The organism is Flammeovirga pectinis (assembly GCF_003970675.1).
GTDB lineage: Bacteria > Bacteroidota > Bacteroidia > Cytophagales > Flammeovirgaceae > Flammeovirga > Flammeovirga pectinis.
Genome location: NZ_CP034562.1, coordinates 3202230 through 3221512 on the forward strand (window position 1 = coordinate 3202230; position 19283 = coordinate 3221512).

A 19283-nucleotide genomic window follows, 5' to 3' on the forward strand; every position below is an offset into this window, starting at 1 on the left:
TTTTGATGAATGTGGTTATGACCAAGTTAGCTCACGACTGATTGTCATTGCTGCGCCATAACTTTTCATATAAACTTTTCCAGTTTCTGCATCATAGGCTGTGATATCAGAAACCATTGAGAAGTCATCTGCTTTTTTTACTTCGATTTGAACGTAGAACGGCTTTCCAAAAGGAAGAGCATCGAAGATCTCTACATATTCAGTACTTAAAGGTAAACTTGCTGCACCATGGAAACGACGTACCCAAACGACTGCTCCTTGATACATAATGTCCATCAAGTAAGGATTTACCTTTTTAACAGGTACCTGTCCCTGACGTTCTTCTGTTACCCCATTGTGCTCACATAAGAACACCATGCTTTTTTCGTTCATCTCTAGAATCGATTTGATTCCGTTAAAGTCTGAACCATGAAACAATGTTCCATCTGTATATACTGAAGAAGCATCTGCTACCGCTGGCGTTGCATTTGTATTAGGCAATGCAACCACTGGAGCTTCAACTCCTTTAGAAGTTAAAGTGATTTGTGTTTGATAATGGTTCAAGGGAAGTTTTCCACCATTGTCGCTAGAAACATTCACTGTCATAGTTACAGTATCTTCTGATTTTGATGTCTCTTTAACTGTAATAGTGTAATCTTCCGCTTGTTTACCATCAAATACGATTCCTTTAAAAAGTTTCGCATTATCAACTCGTTGGATGTTAAAGCCTGGATATAAATCCGTTGCCGTCTGAACCATCCAAGTAGATGCATTTACGATTGGAAGCACTGCGTTTCCTTGAATCATATGATGTTGTAAGAAAGGATTTTTCTCCTCCGTCATATTTCTCTTTACCGTATATGTCTTTAAATCACCTGAGATATCTGCTTTTGCTAATGGTAAAGTACCACCTAGAATTACTTGAGGCTGATCTGCAAAGGCATCACTTAATTGATCTACCATTGCTACTGGTCCTTCTTCAGAAGGAACTAATGCAACACCGTAAGCTTCGAACATTTTCTTTAACTCACCACTTACCATTCCTGCGTCCCATGCTCCCCAGTTAATAGAGGCGATATGAACATCTGGATGGTTCTTCTTAAATAAATGAGCTACTCTGTTCAATACTTCATTGGCCATTGCATAATCTGATTGACCAACATTACCATAGAAACCTGCTACAGAAGAGAACAACACTACGTGTTTGATATCATGAATACTACCTGCTGCTACTGCGGCCAATAGTCCTGAAATCTTTACATCATATACATTATCGAAGTCTGTTGCTGTTTTATTTTCGATTAACTTATCTGCTAATCTACCTGCACCATGAATAATACCAGTAATCTTACCTGCTTGTGCTACTATTGGTTCAACTGCTGCTTTTAATGCTTCTGCATTAGTAACATCAGCTGCTGTGTAATAAGCTTTTGCTCCTACACTTTCGATATACTCTAAGTTCTCTTGGATTTCTCTTTGAGAAAGTACCGCACCTACCATTTTATTTATTGCCTTTGGAAGTGGTTTCTCTCCAGCTTCTTTTAAGGCCATCATTGCACTACGTTTAAGTGCTGGCTCGTCTGCCACACCTTGTGCCCATGCAGGTTCTGAATCTGTTAATGCCGATCTACCAACCAAAATAAATTTCGATTTGTATGTCTTCGCCATTGCTCGAACACAATCTGCTGTTACACCTTTTGCACCACCTGTTACCAAGAAAACGCTTTCTGAAGTGATACTAGAAGTTCTTACCGTTCCTGCTTTATGAGGTTCTACAACCGCTTGAAGCGTAAAACGTTTTCCTTCGTCATTGTAAGCTGTTTCTGTTGTAGTAACATCTGCATCTTTCAATTCAGCAATTACTTTCTTTGCAGCTACATCTGCTTTCAATTGAGGCGACAAGTCAAGTGCTCTACAGAACACGTTTGTCCATTCTAAGTTCATTGATTTTGTAAGACCAAATAAGCCTCCACCAATCACTGAAACATTTCCTGGGTTTTTGATACCAAATGCTCCTTCTAAACGAGTTACTGTCATGAAAGAAGCTCTTGTAGTTTTAGCCGCGTAATCGTTTAATGACGACTTCAAGTGTTTTGCTAACAAATACGCTGATTTCAATAATTCTTTTTCTTTATCGAAATGCATACCCCATTGTCCTAAAGGAAAACGGAAGTGAGGATGAACATAAATAAACTGATCAACTCCTCCGATTTGTGCTAAAGCACTTTTAATTGCATCATCAGAAACATCTGATAATTGAAGCTCTTTTGCTCCTTGAGGTAAAGTTACTGCCGCTTGGCGAACCAAACTTGATGGCATTGTCAATACCGCTACATTTCTGCCTTCAGCCAATAATTCTTGTGCTAAAGAAACAGATAATCCCGAGCCATCATTCGTAATGACTGTCCATGCATTTGCATCGTTATCGATCACCAATTGATCTGGCTCGGGAATATATTTTAATTGAACAGAAGAACGAGGTACACGGTCATAGTTTCCTGAAACAAATGATGTTTGATCTTCTGCAATTACTTCTTCTAACTGCTTAGTAGACTTTTTTTTTTCAAGTCCCGTAGAACTTGTAGTTGCGCCTGCTTTACCTGAGATATACTCAGCAATCTGGGCGAGCGTTCGCAGTTCTGCAAGTTCTTGTGGATCTACTCCTTGAACGGATGGATTAGCTTCTGTCATTGCACCGAAGATTTCTACTCTTTTTATTGAGTCGATACCTAAATCTGCTTCCATGTCCATTTCCATTTCCAACATTTCTGAAGGGTAACCTGTCTTCTCTGCAATCACTACTAATAATGATGCTTCGATTTCTGCGTTAGTTACGCCACCTGCTGCTGGTGCTTCTGCTACAGGTGCCGCCGCTGCTACTGGAGCTGCTGCTGCAGGTGCTGATGTTGCTCCCGCTTTTCCTGAAATATATTCAGCTATCTGAGCTAATGTTCTTAATTCAGCTAACTCTTGTGGATCTACTCCTTGAACGGATGGATTAGCTTCTGTCATTGCACCGAAGATCTCTACTCTTTTAATTGAGTCAATACCTAAGTCTGCTTCCATGTCCATTTCCATTTCCAACATTTCTGATGGGTAACCCGTCTTCTCTGCAATCACTACTAATAATGATGCTTCGATTTCTGCGTTAGTTACACCACCTGCCGCTGGAGCTGGTGTTGCTGCTACAGGTGCCGCCGCTGCTACTGGAGCTGCTGCTGCAGGTGCTGATGTTGCTCCCGCTTTTCCTGAAATATATTCTGCTATTTGAGCTAATGTTCTTAACTCAGCTAATTCTTGTGGATCTACTCCTTGAACGGATGGATTGGCTTCCGTCATTGCACCGAAGATCTCTACTCTTTTAATTGAGTCGATACCTAAATCTGCTTCCATATCCATTTCCATTTCCAACATTTCTGATGGGTAACCCGTCTTCTCTGCAATCACTACTAATAATGATGCTTCGATTTCTGCGTTAGTTACGCCACCCGCTGCTGGTGTTACTGCTACTGGAGCAGGAGTTGGTGTTACAGGTGCCACCGCTACTGGAGCTGGTGCTGATGTTGCGCCTGCTTTTCCTGAAATATATTCTGCTATTTGAGCTAATGTTCTTAACTCAGCTAATTCTTGTGGATCTACTCCTTGAACGGATGGATTGGCTTCCGTCATTGCACCGAAGATCTCTACTCTTTTTATTGAGTCGATACCTAAGTCTGCTTCCATGTCCATTTCCATTTCCAACATTTCTGATGGGTAACCCGTCTTCTCTGCAATCACTACTAATAATGATGCTTCGATTTCTGCATTTGTTACGCCACCCGCTGCTGGTGTTGCTGCTACTGGAGCAGGAGTTGGTGTTACAGGTGCCGCCGCTACTGGAGCAGGTGCTGCTGCCGGTGCTGATGTTGCTCCCGCTTTTCCTGAAATATATTCTGCTATTTGAGCTAATGTTCTTAACTCAGCTAATTCTTGTGGATCTACTCCTTGAACGGATGGATTTGCTTCCGTCATCGCACCGAAGATCTCTACTCTTTTAATTGAGTCGATACCTAAGTCTGCTTCCATGTCCATTTCCATTTCCAACATTTCTGATGGGTAACCCGTCTTCTCTGCAATCACTACTAATAATGATGCTTCGATTTCTGCGTTAGTTACACCACCTGCCGCTGGAGCTGGTGTTGCTGCTACAGGTGCTGGAGTTGGCGTTACAGGTGCTGCTGCTACTGGAGCAGGAGCTACTGGTGTTTCAACTGATGCTGCAATTTGTTGTTGAACTGGAGCCGCTGTCGATCCCAATTGATTATTTGTTTGCATGTTGAACAACGATGACAACATTTGCTCAATACGAGATTGTTGTTCTGTTAAACGTTGAATATCCGCTTGGATTTGATCCAATACTGCCTTCTCTGCCATGGAAGCTGAATTTTGTTTCTGACGTAATTTTTCTTCAATGACCTGAGACATATCTGTTGTCTCAGCAATCACTGTTTCAATTTCTTCTACTAATGGTGCTTTTTTAGCAAGCACTTTTCCACCTTTTTCTAAGATGTCTTGGTATCTCTTCTTAAATGCAGGAGTCAAGTAGTTTGTACCTGAAATCTGAACATTCATTTTCGATTTTGCACCTGCTACTTGTACTGGACGAGCATAAGGATCAAAATTTTGAAGAGCGATACCCATCACTGCAAGTTGTACTGCAGCTTCTCTCAACTGTACTTCTGAGTTTTTCTTAGCATTTGCATTTAAAGACACCACTTGATGATCTTTTCCTGCTAAGATTTCAGACGTTAAGTTTGAAAGGATATTTTTTGGTCCAAATTCTACAAAGACTCTAGCACCCTCTTGGTACATTTTTTCAATTTGGTCTTTAAATAGAACTGGGCTTAAGATATGACGCTTTAAAGTCTCCTTGATAAACTGAGGTTGTGCTGGGTAAGCAGTACCTAGTGTATTAGAATACAATTTACCTTTAGGAGCAACAATGTTTGCATTGTCAATTACTGCTGCAAAAGGTTTAGAAGCATGTCCTACAAATGGTGTATGGAATGCTGCTGATACAGGTAAAATTGTTGCCAATAAACCTGCTGCTTTTAATTCCGCTTTCAACGCTGTTAATTCATTAACTGCTCCACCCAAAATAACTTGAGTACCAGAGTTAATGTTAGCAACTTGAACATTTTTGTATTTACCAATGTAAGGTTGTACTGCAACTACATCAGCTTTAACAGCCATCATAGTACCTGCATCAACACCTGCTTGAGCAGACATTGCCTGACCTCTTTCTTTCGATAATTGTAAGAAAGTTGTTAAATCAATTGCTCCAGAAGCATAAAGCGCAGAAAGTTCACCGTAAGAGTGTCCTGCAAAGAATGAAGCGTTAAAACCTGCATTCTTTAAGATATGATACATACCAATACTCAATGCACCAATTGCTGGCTGAGCATTTTCTGTAGCTGTAAGTGTTGCTTGTTGTTGTTTACGCTCTTCGTCAGAGAATACTGGAATAGGGTAAACTGTTTCGGTTAAAGGTGATTTGTTTGCCGCTTCGAAAGTTTCGTTTGCTTTAACAAATACATCACGTACATCTGGGAATGACCATGCTACTTCATTACCCATGTTTACGTATTGAGAACCCTGACCAGCAAATAATGCTGCTACATTGTCCTTACCATTATAAGCAGTGCTTCTATACCAAACGTTTAAGATTGGGTTTTTCCACTCTGCTACATTTGCATCTTTAGAAATTCCGGCAACAAAAGCTTCAAGTTTTTTCAATGTATCTTCAATAGAAGAAGCTACAAAACCAACTCTTGGCTGACCTAAAGGAACATTTTCTGCAAATGAAGTTGCTGATACTTCTTTGTAATATGCCTTAGCACTATCACCTTTCAGACCTGCAATATGTTTTTGAACCAAAGCAACTAATGCAGATGAAGTAACATCAGTCAATAACCATTGCTTGTGGATATTATGTACTCTATATTGAGATTTAGGAGTTGGCTTATACTCCTCTAAAGAAAAGTGTAAGTTTACACCACCAAAACCAAAGGCAGATACACCCGCTCTTAATGGCGTAGCTGAATCTTTTTGGAACCAAGGACGTGTCTCATTATTAATATATAATGGAGATGTCTCGATTTGCACTTTAGGGTTTGGTTTGGTTACGTTAATCGTACCCGGTAATATTTTATGGTGAAGCGATAAAGCTGCTTTAATCATACCTGCTGCACCTGCTGCTGCTTTTGTATGACCAATTTGCGATTTCACTGAACCTAATGCAATATGATTTAAACGGTCAGAGTTTTTACCAAAAACCATTTTCATTGATTCACCTTCAGAAGCATCTCCTGCACCAGTACCTGTACCGTGTGCTTCGATTAAACCAACTGTTGATGCATCGTAACCCGCTTCTTCATATGCTCTATTCATTGCTAATGCTTGTCCTGAAGGACGAGGAGCATAAACAGATTTATAACGACCATCTGATGAACCACCAATACCATTAATAACAGCATAGATTTTATCACCATCACGTTCAGCATCTTCTAAACGTTTCATGACCATCATACCAACACCTTCACCAATCAACATACCGTCTGATTCGTGATCGAAAGGACGAATACTTCCTTTACGAGAGAATGCCGGAGTTTTTGAGAATGACATGTACATAAATGGAGAGTTGTCTGTATCAACACCACCAGTTACCATCATATCAGCACGTTTTTCTATCAATTCAGAAACAGCCATTTTAATTGCTGATAAAGAAGCTGCACAAGCTGCATCTACTACTGAGTTAATACCTCCAAAGTCGAAACGGTTAGCAATACGACCTGAAATTACGTTACCTAACAAACCAGGGAAAGAGTTTTCTGTCCAAGGCACAAATGCAGCTTTCATTTTCTCGATAGCTGTAACAATTTGTTCCTCTGGCATACCCATTGACTCTAACGCTCTTCTCCAAATTGGATACTGTAAACGAGCTGTTAAAGGAATGATCAACTTCTGTCCACCACCTACACCAAGGATTACCCCTGTTCTTTCTTTAACTTCTGATTTTAATTCTTCAGAACCTGGAGCATAACCTGCATCTGTTAATGCATCTTTTGCTACTGCTAAACCTAATAGTTGAGAAGCATCTGTTACCTCAAGGATATTTGGCGGTAAACCAAATTCCATTGGGTTAAAATCAATTTTTGGAATAAACCCACCCACTTTACAGTATGTTTTATCTTCTGCAAATGGATCTGGATCATAGTAATCAGAAATTTTCCAGCGATCATCTGGAACTTCCTTAATACAGTCAACACCTTGAATGATGTTTTCCCAATATTTCTCGAGGTTCTCAGAATCCGCAAAACAAGAAGCCATACCAACGATGGCAACAGGCGTTTTCTTGAGTAGTTGGTTTGTATCTTTCATATCTCTTATTCTTAGAATAGTACAATTAAAGAATCATACTATCCATTATCTTTTCTTAGTTACATGAAAACAGGTCTTGCACGTTCGTTTGTGTTTCCACTTTTTCAGTCTGCAAACCATCAGTTTTCAGCACATATAACAGGAGTCGTCTTTGAATTGTGACAGTTTTTCTAAAAAAAATCAACGTTAACTTTTATTGATTAATGAGATAGTATTCACTCATCTATTAAAATAATACAACTACTTTACAAAAGTATATTCATTGCAATAGTGATCGTTCATTCATACTATTTTTCATCTAAAAAATTATTTTAAAAAAAAGTTGAAAAAAAAATCAAGTTTTGTCACAAACTGCATAGACATTATAAAAAATAGAGACTTTTAGGTCCAATATTTAAAATAAAAACATTTAGTAGTACCCAAAAGCAAGGCTCATAACAATATTCATTACATCAATTTGAGTGGTTTTAAAAGTGAATCAAAAAGCTATTTTACAGAAGTGTTACTACACAAATAACACTACTTTAATACACTAATATTCTTTTTTAAATGATACGTTATAAATATGAAGTTGAGTGATATTTTCAATTAAAATCACTCAAAAAGCAAAACAAAATAAGGTGACAAACAATTATCGATGTATAAAAAAGGACTTTTAACCCAACAATCTTATGCATCATTTTTCTACAAAATACGCTGATATATTAGACCAAATAGATCAATTTTCACCTTTAAAATACGGCGGATCTAGAAATTATATAGATGGAGGTGTTTCTTATTTATCTCCGTACATCTCTAGAGGTGTTATTTCTACTCGACAGGTTTTAGATCACTTAATGCGAAAGGGTTATGATTTTTATAAATCTGAAAAATTTATCCAAGAATTAGCATGGAGAGACTATTGGCAGCAAATATGGATTGACCAGAAAGAGCATATTGATTTTGATTTAAAGCACCCACAACCTGATGTAGATCATTATAAATTACCAAAAGCACTCTCTGATGCTGAAACTGGAATTGAAGCTATTGATAAAGGAATAAATGTATTAGAAGAATCGGGTTACATGCACAATCATATGAGAATGTATGTAGCAATGCTCTCTTGTAATGTTGGAAAAGCACATTGGTTATTACCTGCAAAATGGATGTATTATCATTTACTAGATGCCGATTGGGCAAGTAATGCTTTAAGTTGGCAATGGGTAGCTGGTGCAAACAGTAATAAGAAGTACATTGCAAATCAAGCCAATATAAATAAATACTGCCATTCTACGCAAGAGGATACTTTTCTAGATATTACTTATCAAGATTTTGAAAAAATAAATACACCTAAACACTTATTAAACTGTGTTCCTTTCACTTTAACAACAGAATTACCTAAAACAAACCCCTTAACTATAGATGAATCCATTCCTACTTTTATTTACAATAGTTATCAGTTAGATCCAACATGGAACAGTACTTTACAAGGAAACAGAATACTCCTATTAGAACCTTCTCACTTTAATAAATATCCTATTAGTAATAAGTCGCTTAAATTTATTATTGACTTGAGTGAAAATATAGATAATATTCAGCTGTTTGTGGGAGAATTTACTGATCTACAAAAACAATTAGGGGCTTCTACTATTTATTATAAAGAACATCCTACAACATCACACTATCATGGAAATAGAGAAGAAAGAGATTGGATATCTGATGTTAAAGGAAATTATTCTTCATTTTTTAAATTTTGGAAAAAAGTTAAGAAAGAAATTTATGTAGTTCAGTAAACTTATATAACCCATCTAAATTTATGCAATTATCTAAAAATGATATTCAGAACGCCAATCGTATTTATCGTTTAAACCTTGTAAATTCCGTAACGGGTATTAAGCCTGGTAATCTGATAGGGACAAAAGATAAAGAAGGAAACGAGAATTTAGCAATTTTCAGTTCAGTGATTCACCTTGGAAGCGATCCCGCGTTACTTGGTTTTATTACAAGACCTTCGAAGGAAGTACCCCGTCATACGTTACAAAATATAAAAGAAACGGGTTCTTATACTATTAATCATATTCCAATAAGTAGTATAGAAAATGCCCATAAAACGTCTGCTAAATTTGAAAAAGGTATATCGGAATTTGATGTATGTAATTTCACCCCAGAATATATAGAAGGTTTTACTGCTCCTTTTGTAAAAGAGAGTCACTTAAAAATTGGACTACTCTTTAAAGAAGAAATACCAATTCCTCTAAATGGAACATCATTAATAATAGGAGAAATTGAGTATATCCAAATAAATGACGAATGTATAGACACAAATGGATATATAGACTTAGAAAAAAGTGAAAGTGCAGGAATTTCAGGTCTAAACACATATTACAGTTTTAATAAACTAGCATCGTTCCCTTATGCTAGAGTAGAAAATTGTATAAATACAAGTACTCTATAATACAATGAAAAAACAGCATCTTCCTCAAAAAAAATGTATTGTATGTGATCGTCCATTTAATTGGAGAAAAAAATGGAGTAAAGTTTGGAATGAAGTAAAATATTGCAGTGAAAAATGTAGGCGAAACCGATCAAAAACCAATAATTTGATAAAAAGTTGTATATAAATATCAATTTATTGAATGTTTCTAAAATCTACGTTTTTAAAGAACTTTTTCGCTAAAAATTGACTTATATTTGTGTTCACTCATAAAAATCATAATATCAAAATATGGCGTCGACGAGAACTTGTCCTAGATGTAAAGGTAGAATTAATGATGCAGAATTTGTCAGTCACTTGGTGCGTTGTGACGGAAGCGGATCTGTAGTAACTGCTGAAGTAGAAGAATCAGTAGCTAGAGAGAAAAAAAATAAGGAAACAAAGAAGAAAGCAACTGCAGCAAGAAAGAAAGCTGCTCCGAGAAAGGTGAACACTGCAGAGGTTGAACTTCTAATGAAAAAATTTAGAATGTCTGCCGAGGATGCAGAAATGTACTTAGTACAAAATCCTAACTACTTTAAGAAAGGCTAATCTCTTTTCGAGAAAAAAAATTATAAAGAAGGCAATGTATAGTATATATATATATTGCCTTTTTTGTATTAAAATATAATTTTACATAGTTTATATTTAACTTTTTTTATTTTTTATGCGGAAAAATAAATTTTTATTGATATTTAAATAAATAGATTATAGATTTAGAATACTATACTTTTAAACTAAAACTAAAGGTCTATAACTAAAGGTCTATATTATTTTTCAACAAAAAATTACTACTTTATTTTAATGTGAATTAAGCACGTTCTGTGGGACATTGTGAAATTTCATCTGACTAATGAAATATGATATTTCAAAAAATTTCAAAAAAAAGTCCTATAATAATTCTATTATAGAACAGACATTCGTGATCAATTTAACCATACTTAAGGTTTTATATTCTATACTATTGTTAAAATTTTTAAATTAAAAACTAATGAAAAAGCTTATTCTAACTAGCTTAATCCTTTCATTCTGTATAATGAATGGTACATCTTTATTTGCACAAAATTTAAAGAAAGAAAGTGTAAAAGTAAATTACATTCAGCTTCCTGGTAATCCACTTCCTTCTGATATTACTACTTATTCGAGAAACATTAAGCTTCCTAGCTCTTTAAACGCTGGTGAAAGTAGATCTGCAATTTCAAGTACATTGGAAAAAAATGCCCGAATAGCAGGTTACAAGCTAGTTGAAGAGGGTGCTCCTGTTGAATTATTTGTTGAAATTCAAAATTTCTATAATCGTTCTTTCGAATCTAGAACAATTGAAAAAGAAGAAAAAAGAGGTGAAGAAAAAGTTAAGGTAAATTATTATGTATATGATTTACAGTATAAATATCCTTTATATTTTTCTTTAAAAGTAAATGGAGAGAAAATTCAAGATGGCTACATCAATAATTCTAATGATTATAAATTAGCAACTAGCCCAGAATTTAAAAATTCAAATGATCGTTATGAATGGTACAAAAAAAACAAAACTTCTTTTATCTCTAGCTTAAGAAGTAGTGCTCTTAACACAAATTCAGGTGCATATGGTAAGTCATTAACTGATAACTACGCTTTTCAATCTAAGTCTAAATTGGTAAGCGTTTTAAATATCAAAACAACTAAGAAAAAGAATTATGATGATGTTAATGCCATAGGTTTAGAAATGCAAACAGCTTTAGAAAGTATTCTTCCTAAAAAAGGATCTGCAGGGGCTGATTTTAATGAAAAATCAGGACCTGTAATTGAAAAATATATTGCACTTCTTGAACAAGTTGATTGGAAGAACAAAAAGGCAAGATTAAACAAAAAAGCTGGTGCATATTTAGCTGGAAATATCGCTATTCTAAGTTTTTGGGCAAACGATTTTGATAAATGTAGAGAATACTTAAGACTAGCAGATAAATATTCTAACAAAAGTTTTATTTCAGAGTACAAAAGCCTTATCAATGCTAGAGAGGGAAGACTTGCTAAATATAAAGCATCTATCTCTAATTAATTTTTTAATTTAATATTATTTTAATTTTTATTACTATGACAAACTTACGTTCATATTTGATCGGTCTTATTTCTATGTGCTTAATTTTTAGCTGTACTGTAGAAGAAGAAGAACCTCTAACTGATGGGTTAGCTACTTATAATGATTCTGAAGGAATTGAATTCTTTGCAGAATGGAAAGTAGGTGATGCTACTATTACTGAATCTGTTGATATTGAATATCTATTCTTAGAAGCTTATCATGAAAATGATGTTGATTCAGATGGTGAATTTACTGAAGCAACTGTAAGTGGGTATGCTGAGTATAAGAAATATATTGGAAAACAACTTCGAGATGGGGTTTATACGATCAAAATTTCTTGTAGCTATGACGTATCTGAAAGAATAGATTATACAGTTTATCTTCAAGGTCAATCGATTTCTAAAGACCCTGTAACCAAAGAAGGTTATTTCCTTGAAGGAGATTCTAATTTAGAAATTAAAGCTTTTCGTCTTGTAAAAGATGGTAATAATTATACAATTTATAATTAAACTTATGAAATATACAAATTTATATTGTCTGACGTCTATATTAATTTTATGTAGTACACTTACTTTTGCTCAAAAGAGAACAAGTGCTTCTGCTGCAAATATAACTTTTGAATTTGCACCTTTATTAGACGTTATCAATGATGTAAGAGGAATAGAAAGAACTAAATTGATTACATCTATTGATCCTATTACTAAAAGTGAGAAAAAAACTATTTTAAAGGAATTTCCTAATAAAGAATTCAAACAACTTCGAAACGACTTTCCTGACAAGTCAGATCAAGAAATTGAACTAGATATTATTACTGAAGCACAAGAAGATACACTTTATAAATATCAGGGTTATCTCAATTTAAGTGAGTCTATTGTTGGAAAAGGGAATGATCCTAAACTTCTTATATCTTATGAGGTCGTTCAACCAAAAGCCGTTAAAGTAACTAATAGCTTTAAAGGAATGAAAGGGAATGATACTGCTTTATTTATTGAATCGCCTGCAATCCTTACATTCAAAAAAGGTGATAAAATTATTTTTCAGAAAGATATCTCTAATGAAAAATACCTTCATCTGTCAGCTGCTGATTTAATTCCAAACATTAGTCTTAAATCAGGTATCAATAAAGCTATATCTCAAGATTCAAAGTTAGCTATTGCGCAAGAGTTTGTAGACAAAGAGCAAAAATGGCTACTTCAATATTCTTTAAAATATGCCATCAGAAGTACTAAGGAACAGTTAACAACTAGAATTGAACCTTATATGGTATCTATTTACGCTGCAAAAAGTCGTCATAAATCGGCAGATCAGCTTGAAGAGATTCAAGAAAATTTATCTGATGCAATTAAAAAAATGTACACTTTAAGTAAAAAGAAAAAAACAACTTTAAGTGATGTAAAGGTTCTTTTTAATGAGGCAATTCCTGTATGGGAAAAAGTTTTAGTTGATGCTAATTACGAAGATAAAAAGGCAGAAATTAATGCTGAAATTGCTGATGGTTTACACTTAAACTGTGCTTTAGGGTATTTAGTTAAAGGTGAGTATGATAAAGGAATTAGTCATCTAGATAAAATTGAAAAATCTTTTCAAAAAGACTCTGCCTTTTCTCAAACAACCACAAACTCAATGTTTGGCTCATTTAATGATAAAGCTCGTAAATTAAGACAAATCATAAATATGATTAAGTTAGATCCTAATAAAGTTACTGTAACTAGTAAAGGTTCTGGCTATATGTAGTCAAATATTTTTTATTAATAAGTGGTCTAAATTTACTTTTCCAAAAACCACCTCATAACATGATAGTTTTGAGGTGGTTTTTTTTATGCTAACCTTTTAATAATAATTACAACCAACACACATCTAAACCACTTATTTTACAAATCTCCTAATGCTACAGCTATATTTTTTAAATTAAGTTAAATTTTATTAACTCTATTTTTTTAGCCAACCTCAATTTCTAAATGTCATCTAACTGTGAAATTTTATTTAAACCTAATCAACCAGTCATTTTTACTATCTCTTCAATTATTCTAGAAGTTCTCTCTCAATCTTCAATCTAAATAAGGATTACTTCAATTGTTAAAACGAAAAGGTACGTGCATAGCAGACAACTGTGCTTAAAAAAAGACTAACATTTCTATTAATTATGAAAAAACGAATATTCGCATTCTTATTTCTTTTTCTTGCCGCTCTTGCATACGATGCTAGTGCTCAAGGCAAAAAGGAAGTATCGGGTGTTGTGAAAGAAGGAAGCGAAGCACTTCCTGGTGTAACTGTATTAGTAAAAGGAACTACTTACGGCTCTATTACTGACTTAGATGGTAACTATAAATTAAATGTCTCTCCTACCGATGTTATCGTTTATCGATTTATTGGTTTTAAAACGCAAGAAATTACTGTTGGAAATCAATCTACAATTAATGTAGGCTTAGAAGCTGACGCTGAAGAACTTGAAGAAGTGACAGTTATGGGTTATGCAAAAACCGATGTTTCTTCTAATTCTACAAAAGTAGAAAATGTAACTGATGTTGTTACACCTTCAGTAACAAGTTCTTTACAAGGTAAGGCTGCTGGTGTAAATATTTCTAGTAATTCTGGTCAACCCGGGGCTAAACAAAACATTATTATCCGTGGCCAAGGTTCTATTAGTAATACTGCTTCTGATCCACTTTACGTCATTGATGGTATTATCCAAGATGGAGAAGATATTAATTATTCTTCTTCACAAAGTGAAGCTGAAAGAGATCCTCTTTCAATGATTAATCCAGAAGATATTGAGAGCGTAGAAGTATTAAAAGATGCTGCTGCTACTTCACTTTATGGCGCAAGAGCTGCCAATGGTGTAATTGTAATTACAACAAAAAGAGGTAAAACTGGAAAACCCCAGATAACATTCAATACTCGCCAAGGAATTTCTATTGTAAATAAAGGCAATTGGTCAGCAATGAATGCAGATCAATTTGTAGATTCACAAGCACAAGCATTAGCAAATAAAAATGGAGGTAAACCTGAAGACTACTATTCTCAAATACCTGGTGTAACAGTTGATAGTAAAGGCAATCCAATTTATTCTAATACAGATTGGTCTGAACATGCATTTAGACAAGCAAGAATTTCATCATATGATTTAACAATGAGCGGTGGTAATGAAGATACTAAGTACTATGCTTCTGCTGGTTATATGAATAATGAAGGAATTTTAGTAGGGTCTAACTTCGAAAGATATTCATTACGTTTAAATTTAGATCAAAAAATAAATAAGCGTTTAACAGCTAACATTTCAACAAACTTAAGTTATACAGATCAACAAGATGCTAGTGGCGGTGGTGGATATTCTTCTCCATTATTAGCAACTTATATGCAATTACCTACTTTATCTCCTTATGATAGTAATGGAGAACTATTACCTAGAATAAAAGGAGGATCATCAGATGCTAACTTCTTATATGACCTTGAAAAGGGAAATAAAGTTGTTATAGGGCAAGTAAGTACTCAATTAGTAGGTTCATTAAAATATCAAATTGCTGATTGGTTATCATTTAAACAAACAGGTTCTGTAAATTATCAAAATGCTCAAAGAGAAAACTATAGATCTCCTTTATCATATGATGGTGCTGCATATAGTGGTTATAAGTCAGATAAAACCACATCTAACTCTACTATTTTAGGTAACTCTATATTCAACTTCTCAAAAACGTTTGGTAATGTTCATAATATTGATGCAATTGCTGGTTTTGAATATCAGGTAAATAATAAGAAAAGATCATATTCTTATGGTGAGAACATTCCAGTTGGACTTGAAAATTTAGATAATTCAGCTGCAAATAAAGATGCTTCAGGATATAAGACTTCATATAAATACATGTCTTATTTAGGACAATTAAGTTATAATTATGATGGCAAGTATTATGCAACTTTTTCGGCAAGGCGTGATGGTTCTTCAAAATTTGCTAGAAATAAAAAATGGGGTACTTTCTGGTCTACTTCAGCTTCTTGGTATTTATCAAGAGAAGATTTCTTAGCTGATAACAATGTGATTACTCTTGCCAAATTAAGAGGCTCTTACGGAACAACAGGTAATGCTAATATTGGTAACTTTGATGCCAGAGGTTTATACAGTTATTATGGATATCAATCTAAAAGTGCAGGAACCTACAGACAAATTGAAAACCCTGATTTAAGTTGGGAGGTTAGAAAAAAGCTTGGTGTTGGATTTGATATTTCTTTAGTTGATCGCGTTACGTTAAATGTTGATTATTATAGAGAAAGATCTGAAAGTATTTTATTAAACAGACCTTTATCTAGCTCTAGTGGATTTACATCTGGTAAACAAAATTTAGGTGTTATTCTAAACAAAGGTTGGGAATTTGCTCTTACAACAACAAATATCCTTAAAACTAATTTTACTTGGTCTACATCATTTAACATCGGTATTAATAAAAATGAAATATTAAAATTAGATGGTCAAGACATTATTTCAGGAGCAAGAATATCAAGAGTAGGTTCTGCTGTCAATACTTTTTATTTAAGAGAATGGGCTGGTGCTGATCCTAAATCAGGAGATGGCTCATGGTATACTAATGACGGTAAAGACCATGCTGGAGAAAGTGGATATTATAAACGTAATAACCGTTGGGCAACTTCAGATTATAATAAAGCTGAAAGAATTGAAAGTGGACAAGCAGGTCCTAAAATCACAGGTGGATTAACTAACAATTTTAAATATAAAAATTGGGATCTATCTATTTTCCTTACTTTTTCTCAAGGTGGAAAAATATGGAGAAACAGTAATGTTTATACTGATAACGATGGCTATTCAAAAAATAGAAATCAAGAAGGATATAGTTATTCTGTTAACCGTTGGAAAAAAGATGGAGACGTTGCTGATTATGCCAAATGGGGAGCATATGGTGCAAGTAAAAATTCTGATAGACAATTAGAAGATGGTAGTTACTTATCACTAAGAAATATCACTTTAGGGTATACCTTTCCTTCTACTTGGATTAAAACATTAAGACTTGGTTCTGTTAGAATATATGGTTCTGCCCAAAACTTATACACATTGACTTCGTACTCTGGAATGACTCCTATTACAGTACCAATACATGGTCAAAACTTTTTTGAATATCCAGAAGGAAGAGTATTCACAGGTGGATTATCAGTAAAATTTTAATAAGAAATTATATACATTACTATGAAATTATTTAATAAAAATATAGTAGTAGCAATATTACTCTCAGCCTCTTTTATAAGTTGTAATCTTGATGTTGAGCCACAACAAAATATTGAAACAATAGATGCCGCAGACTTACCTCCACAAGATCTTATCAATGGCTTATTTGATAGATTCCAGAGAACTGCTTATTATGGTGCTGATTTTATCAGAATGGGAGATATTGGTACTGATTTAATTTCACAATATAATAGCTCTGGTCGTTTTGACGATCAGTATAAGCTACAAAAAAACCCAACCACAAGAAATACAGATAGTTATAGAACATACGACTATATTTATATTACTATTGCTGATGCTAATAGAGTTATAAATAGTTCATTATCTTCTAATTCAGATACTGAAAGTTCTAATGCTTTAGGTCAAGCTCATTTTGTAAGAGCAATTTGTTACCTAGATTTATTAAGAGCATATGGAATTGTTCCTTTAATTACTGAAGATGTTTATTCTTTAGATGTTGCTAAAGATATGGCACCAGGGAAAGCTGATAGAAAAGACCTTTTTAGTTTAGTATTTTCTGATTTAGATAAAGCTGAAAAGCTAATAACAGGATCTAGTAAAACTTTGCCTTCTAAAAATGCTGCATTAGCATTAAAAGTACGAGCTCTTTTATTTGAAATTGAATTAGATGTATCTAAAGAAGCTACTAACTTTAGTGAAATTGATAAAATTGCTACTGATTTAGAAAGTCAATATTCTATAGTTGAAAAAGATTTATTTCTAGATTACTTCCAAAAATCTGGTGGTGATGCTACAATTCTTGAATTAGAATTTGAAACAGACGAAAGTCAAGGGAGTGATAACTTTGCTGGGTTATACTTATGGAATTCTGTTTATGCAGGTTATGGTGATTTTGTAGCAAATCCTAAAATTCTTGATGGAACATTATTTGGTGATGTTTCTAAAGATATTCGTTGGAAATCATCTGAAAATATCGGTGAAGCTGCAATCATTAATGAAGACAATACTAAATTAAATATGATTGTTCCTAGAATTTTCAAATTCTATACTTATAAAAACACTAAATCTTTAACTGCTCCTAAGTTGTTGCGTATCGAAGAAATAATTCTTACTCATGCTGAAGCTGTTGTAAAAACAAATCCAGCTAAAGCTGCACAATTAATTAATGATTTAAGAGCTAAAAGAATTGAAAATTACATCCCTTTTACAACAGTAACATTACAAGATGTTTGGAACGAAAGAGCAAAAGAACTTGCTTATGAAGGGCATCGTTTATGGGATCTTCGTAGAACGAAACAAATGATCAATGTTTACAATCTTACAACTGGAAAAATTGAATCTTCAGAAGATCCTACGATTGATGGAGGTAAAGACGGAGCTGGCCAACAAGCTTGGTTCCCAATTCCTGAAAGAGAAATGAATGCTAACCCAACTTTACAATCAGAAGGTAATAACTGGGGGTATTAAAATATAAAATCGAATAGAGAAGAATATAGTTTTAGAGATTTCATTATTTTAATGGAATCTCTTTATATTTACTCTAAATGCTACTAAAATCATTCTACTATTATAAAGGGACTTCGTAAGATTGCTTAATCTCTCCCATCACAAAAGTACTGTGTGCACTTCCAATATTTTCAATTTCTCCTAAATTATTCAGTACAAAATCTTGGTAAGCCCTCATGTCTTTTACCATTACTTTTAAAAGGAAATCATAGTCTCCAGATACATTATAACATTCTGTTACTTCTTTTAAAGAAAGGATATCTTTCACAAATTGATGCCCAATGGCTTTACTGTGTTCTTTTAAAGTGATATTACAAAAAACCATCAAATCTCTATCTAACTTTTCTCTGTCAAGTACTGCTACATACTTTTTGATATACCCTTGTTGCTCCAGTTTTTTAATACGTTCGTACACTGGTGTAGTTGATAAATGAATTTTCTGAGCAATCTCTTTTGTAGTGATATCTGAGTCTTCTTGTAGTAGACGAAGGATTTTTACATCCATTTTATCTAAATCTCTCATAGAATATTTTTCTGTTTCATTTGCTTAATAGAACGATCAATAGGTAAATATACTACCAAATAATTATATGTAGTTTTATTTTCTATATTTTAATTACAAACAAGAATAGAAAACTACCATCACTAGATTTGCATAGAATTTAAAACTAATAACA

At 34.0% G+C, this 19283-nt stretch carries 11 protein-coding genes; 9 read left to right on the plus strand and 2 right to left on the minus strand.

Features of this window, described 5'->3' with window-relative positions:
* Positions 1 to 15: 15 nt before the first annotated feature.
* Entirely contained in the window at positions 16 to 7398 is a 7383-nt protein-coding gene (locus EI427_RS12860) for a type I polyketide synthase (RefSeq protein ID WP_126615254.1), read from the minus strand.
* A 671-nt stretch (positions 7399 to 8069) separates the two neighbouring features.
* Between EI427_RS12860 and EI427_RS12865 the strand changes: the two genes are divergently transcribed.
* The 9 genes from EI427_RS12865 to EI427_RS12905 all read left to right on the plus strand — a co-directional run bounded on the left by EI427_RS12865 (position 8070) and on the right by EI427_RS12905 (position 18567).
* On the plus strand, positions 8070 to 9170 hold the full coding sequence (locus EI427_RS12865) for an FAD-binding domain-containing protein (protein WP_126615256.1): 1101 nt from the start codon (positions 8070 to 8072) through the stop codon (positions 9168 to 9170).
* Between the two features lie 23 nt (positions 9171 to 9193).
* The gene (locus tag EI427_RS12870) at positions 9194 to 9832 is read left to right on the plus strand and encodes a flavin reductase family protein (protein ID WP_126615258.1); all 639 of its coding nucleotides are present in this window, start codon (positions 9194 to 9196) and stop codon (positions 9830 to 9832) included.
* A 4-nt stretch (positions 9833 to 9836) separates the two neighbouring features.
* Positions 9837 to 9998: a DUF2256 domain-containing protein gene (locus EI427_RS12875; protein ID WP_126615260.1), complete on the plus strand. Its 162-nt coding sequence runs from the start codon at positions 9837 to 9839 to the stop codon at positions 9996 to 9998.
* A gap of 104 nt (positions 9999 to 10102) precedes the next feature.
* On the plus strand, positions 10103 to 10402 hold the full coding sequence (locus tag EI427_RS12880; protein WP_126615262.1) for a hypothetical protein: 300 nt from the start codon (positions 10103 to 10105) through the stop codon (positions 10400 to 10402).
* A 439-nt stretch (positions 10403 to 10841) separates the two neighbouring features.
* The gene (locus EI427_RS12885; RefSeq protein ID WP_126615264.1) at positions 10842 to 11888 is read left to right on the plus strand and encodes a hypothetical protein; all 1047 of its coding nucleotides are present in this window, start codon (positions 10842 to 10844) and stop codon (positions 11886 to 11888) included.
* A gap of 35 nt (positions 11889 to 11923) precedes the next feature.
* Complete coding sequence (locus EI427_RS12890; protein WP_126615266.1) at positions 11924 to 12418, plus strand: hypothetical protein; 495 nt, start codon at positions 11924 to 11926, stop codon at positions 12416 to 12418.
* A 4-nt stretch (positions 12419 to 12422) separates the two neighbouring features.
* Positions 12423 to 13643 carry a hypothetical protein gene (locus EI427_RS12895; protein ID WP_126615268.1) on the plus strand — a complete coding sequence of 407 codons (1221 nt, stop codon included), beginning with the start codon at positions 12423 to 12425 and terminating at the stop codon, positions 13641 to 13643.
* Between the two features lie 409 nt (positions 13644 to 14052).
* Complete coding sequence (locus EI427_RS12900) at positions 14053 to 17079, plus strand: SusC/RagA family TonB-linked outer membrane protein (RefSeq protein ID WP_126615270.1); 3027 nt, start codon at positions 14053 to 14055, stop codon at positions 17077 to 17079.
* Between the two features lie 21 nt (positions 17080 to 17100).
* Positions 17101 to 18567, plus strand: a complete 1467-nt coding sequence (locus EI427_RS12905) for a RagB/SusD family nutrient uptake outer membrane protein (RefSeq protein ID WP_126615272.1) — start codon at positions 17101 to 17103, stop codon at positions 18565 to 18567.
* Positions 18568 to 18667: 100 nt separating this feature from the next.
* Here the strand turns inward: EI427_RS12905 and EI427_RS12910 are convergent, their stop codons facing one another.
* Complete coding sequence (locus EI427_RS12910; protein WP_126615274.1) at positions 18668 to 19129, minus strand: Lrp/AsnC family transcriptional regulator; 462 nt, start codon at positions 19127 to 19129, stop codon at positions 18668 to 18670.
* Positions 19130 to 19283: the final 154 nt, after the last annotated feature.

What these genes read in the sequence shown, in the direction of transcription:
- EI427_RS12860 (WP_126615254.1), bottom strand. Translation starts at nt 7,398, where the DNA reads ATGAAAGATACAAACCAACTACTCAAGAAAACGCCTGTTGCCATCGTT.
- EI427_RS12880 (WP_126615262.1), top strand. Translation starts at nt 10,103, where the DNA reads ATGGCGTCGACGAGAACTTGTCCTAGATGTAAAGGTAGAATTAATGAT.
- EI427_RS12865 (WP_126615256.1), top strand. Translation starts at nt 8,070, where the DNA reads ATGCATCATTTTTCTACAAAATACGCTGATATATTAGACCAAATAGAT.
- EI427_RS12870 (WP_126615258.1), top strand. Translation starts at nt 9,194, where the DNA reads ATGCAATTATCTAAAAATGATATTCAGAACGCCAATCGTATTTATCGT.
- EI427_RS12905 (WP_126615272.1), top strand. Translation starts at nt 17,101, where the DNA reads ATGAAATTATTTAATAAAAATATAGTAGTAGCAATATTACTCTCAGCC.
- EI427_RS12875 (WP_126615260.1), top strand. Translation starts at nt 9,837, where the DNA reads ATGAAAAAACAGCATCTTCCTCAAAAAAAATGTATTGTATGTGATCGT.
- EI427_RS12910 (WP_126615274.1), bottom strand. Translation starts at nt 19,129, where the DNA reads ATGAGAGATTTAGATAAAATGGATGTAAAAATCCTTCGTCTACTACAA.
- EI427_RS12900 (WP_126615270.1), top strand. Translation starts at nt 14,053, where the DNA reads ATGAAAAAACGAATATTCGCATTCTTATTTCTTTTTCTTGCCGCTCTT.
- EI427_RS12890 (WP_126615266.1), top strand. Translation starts at nt 11,924, where the DNA reads ATGACAAACTTACGTTCATATTTGATCGGTCTTATTTCTATGTGCTTA.
- EI427_RS12885 (WP_126615264.1), top strand. Translation starts at nt 10,842, where the DNA reads ATGAAAAAGCTTATTCTAACTAGCTTAATCCTTTCATTCTGTATAATG.
- EI427_RS12895 (WP_126615268.1), top strand. Translation starts at nt 12,423, where the DNA reads ATGAAATATACAAATTTATATTGTCTGACGTCTATATTAATTTTATGT.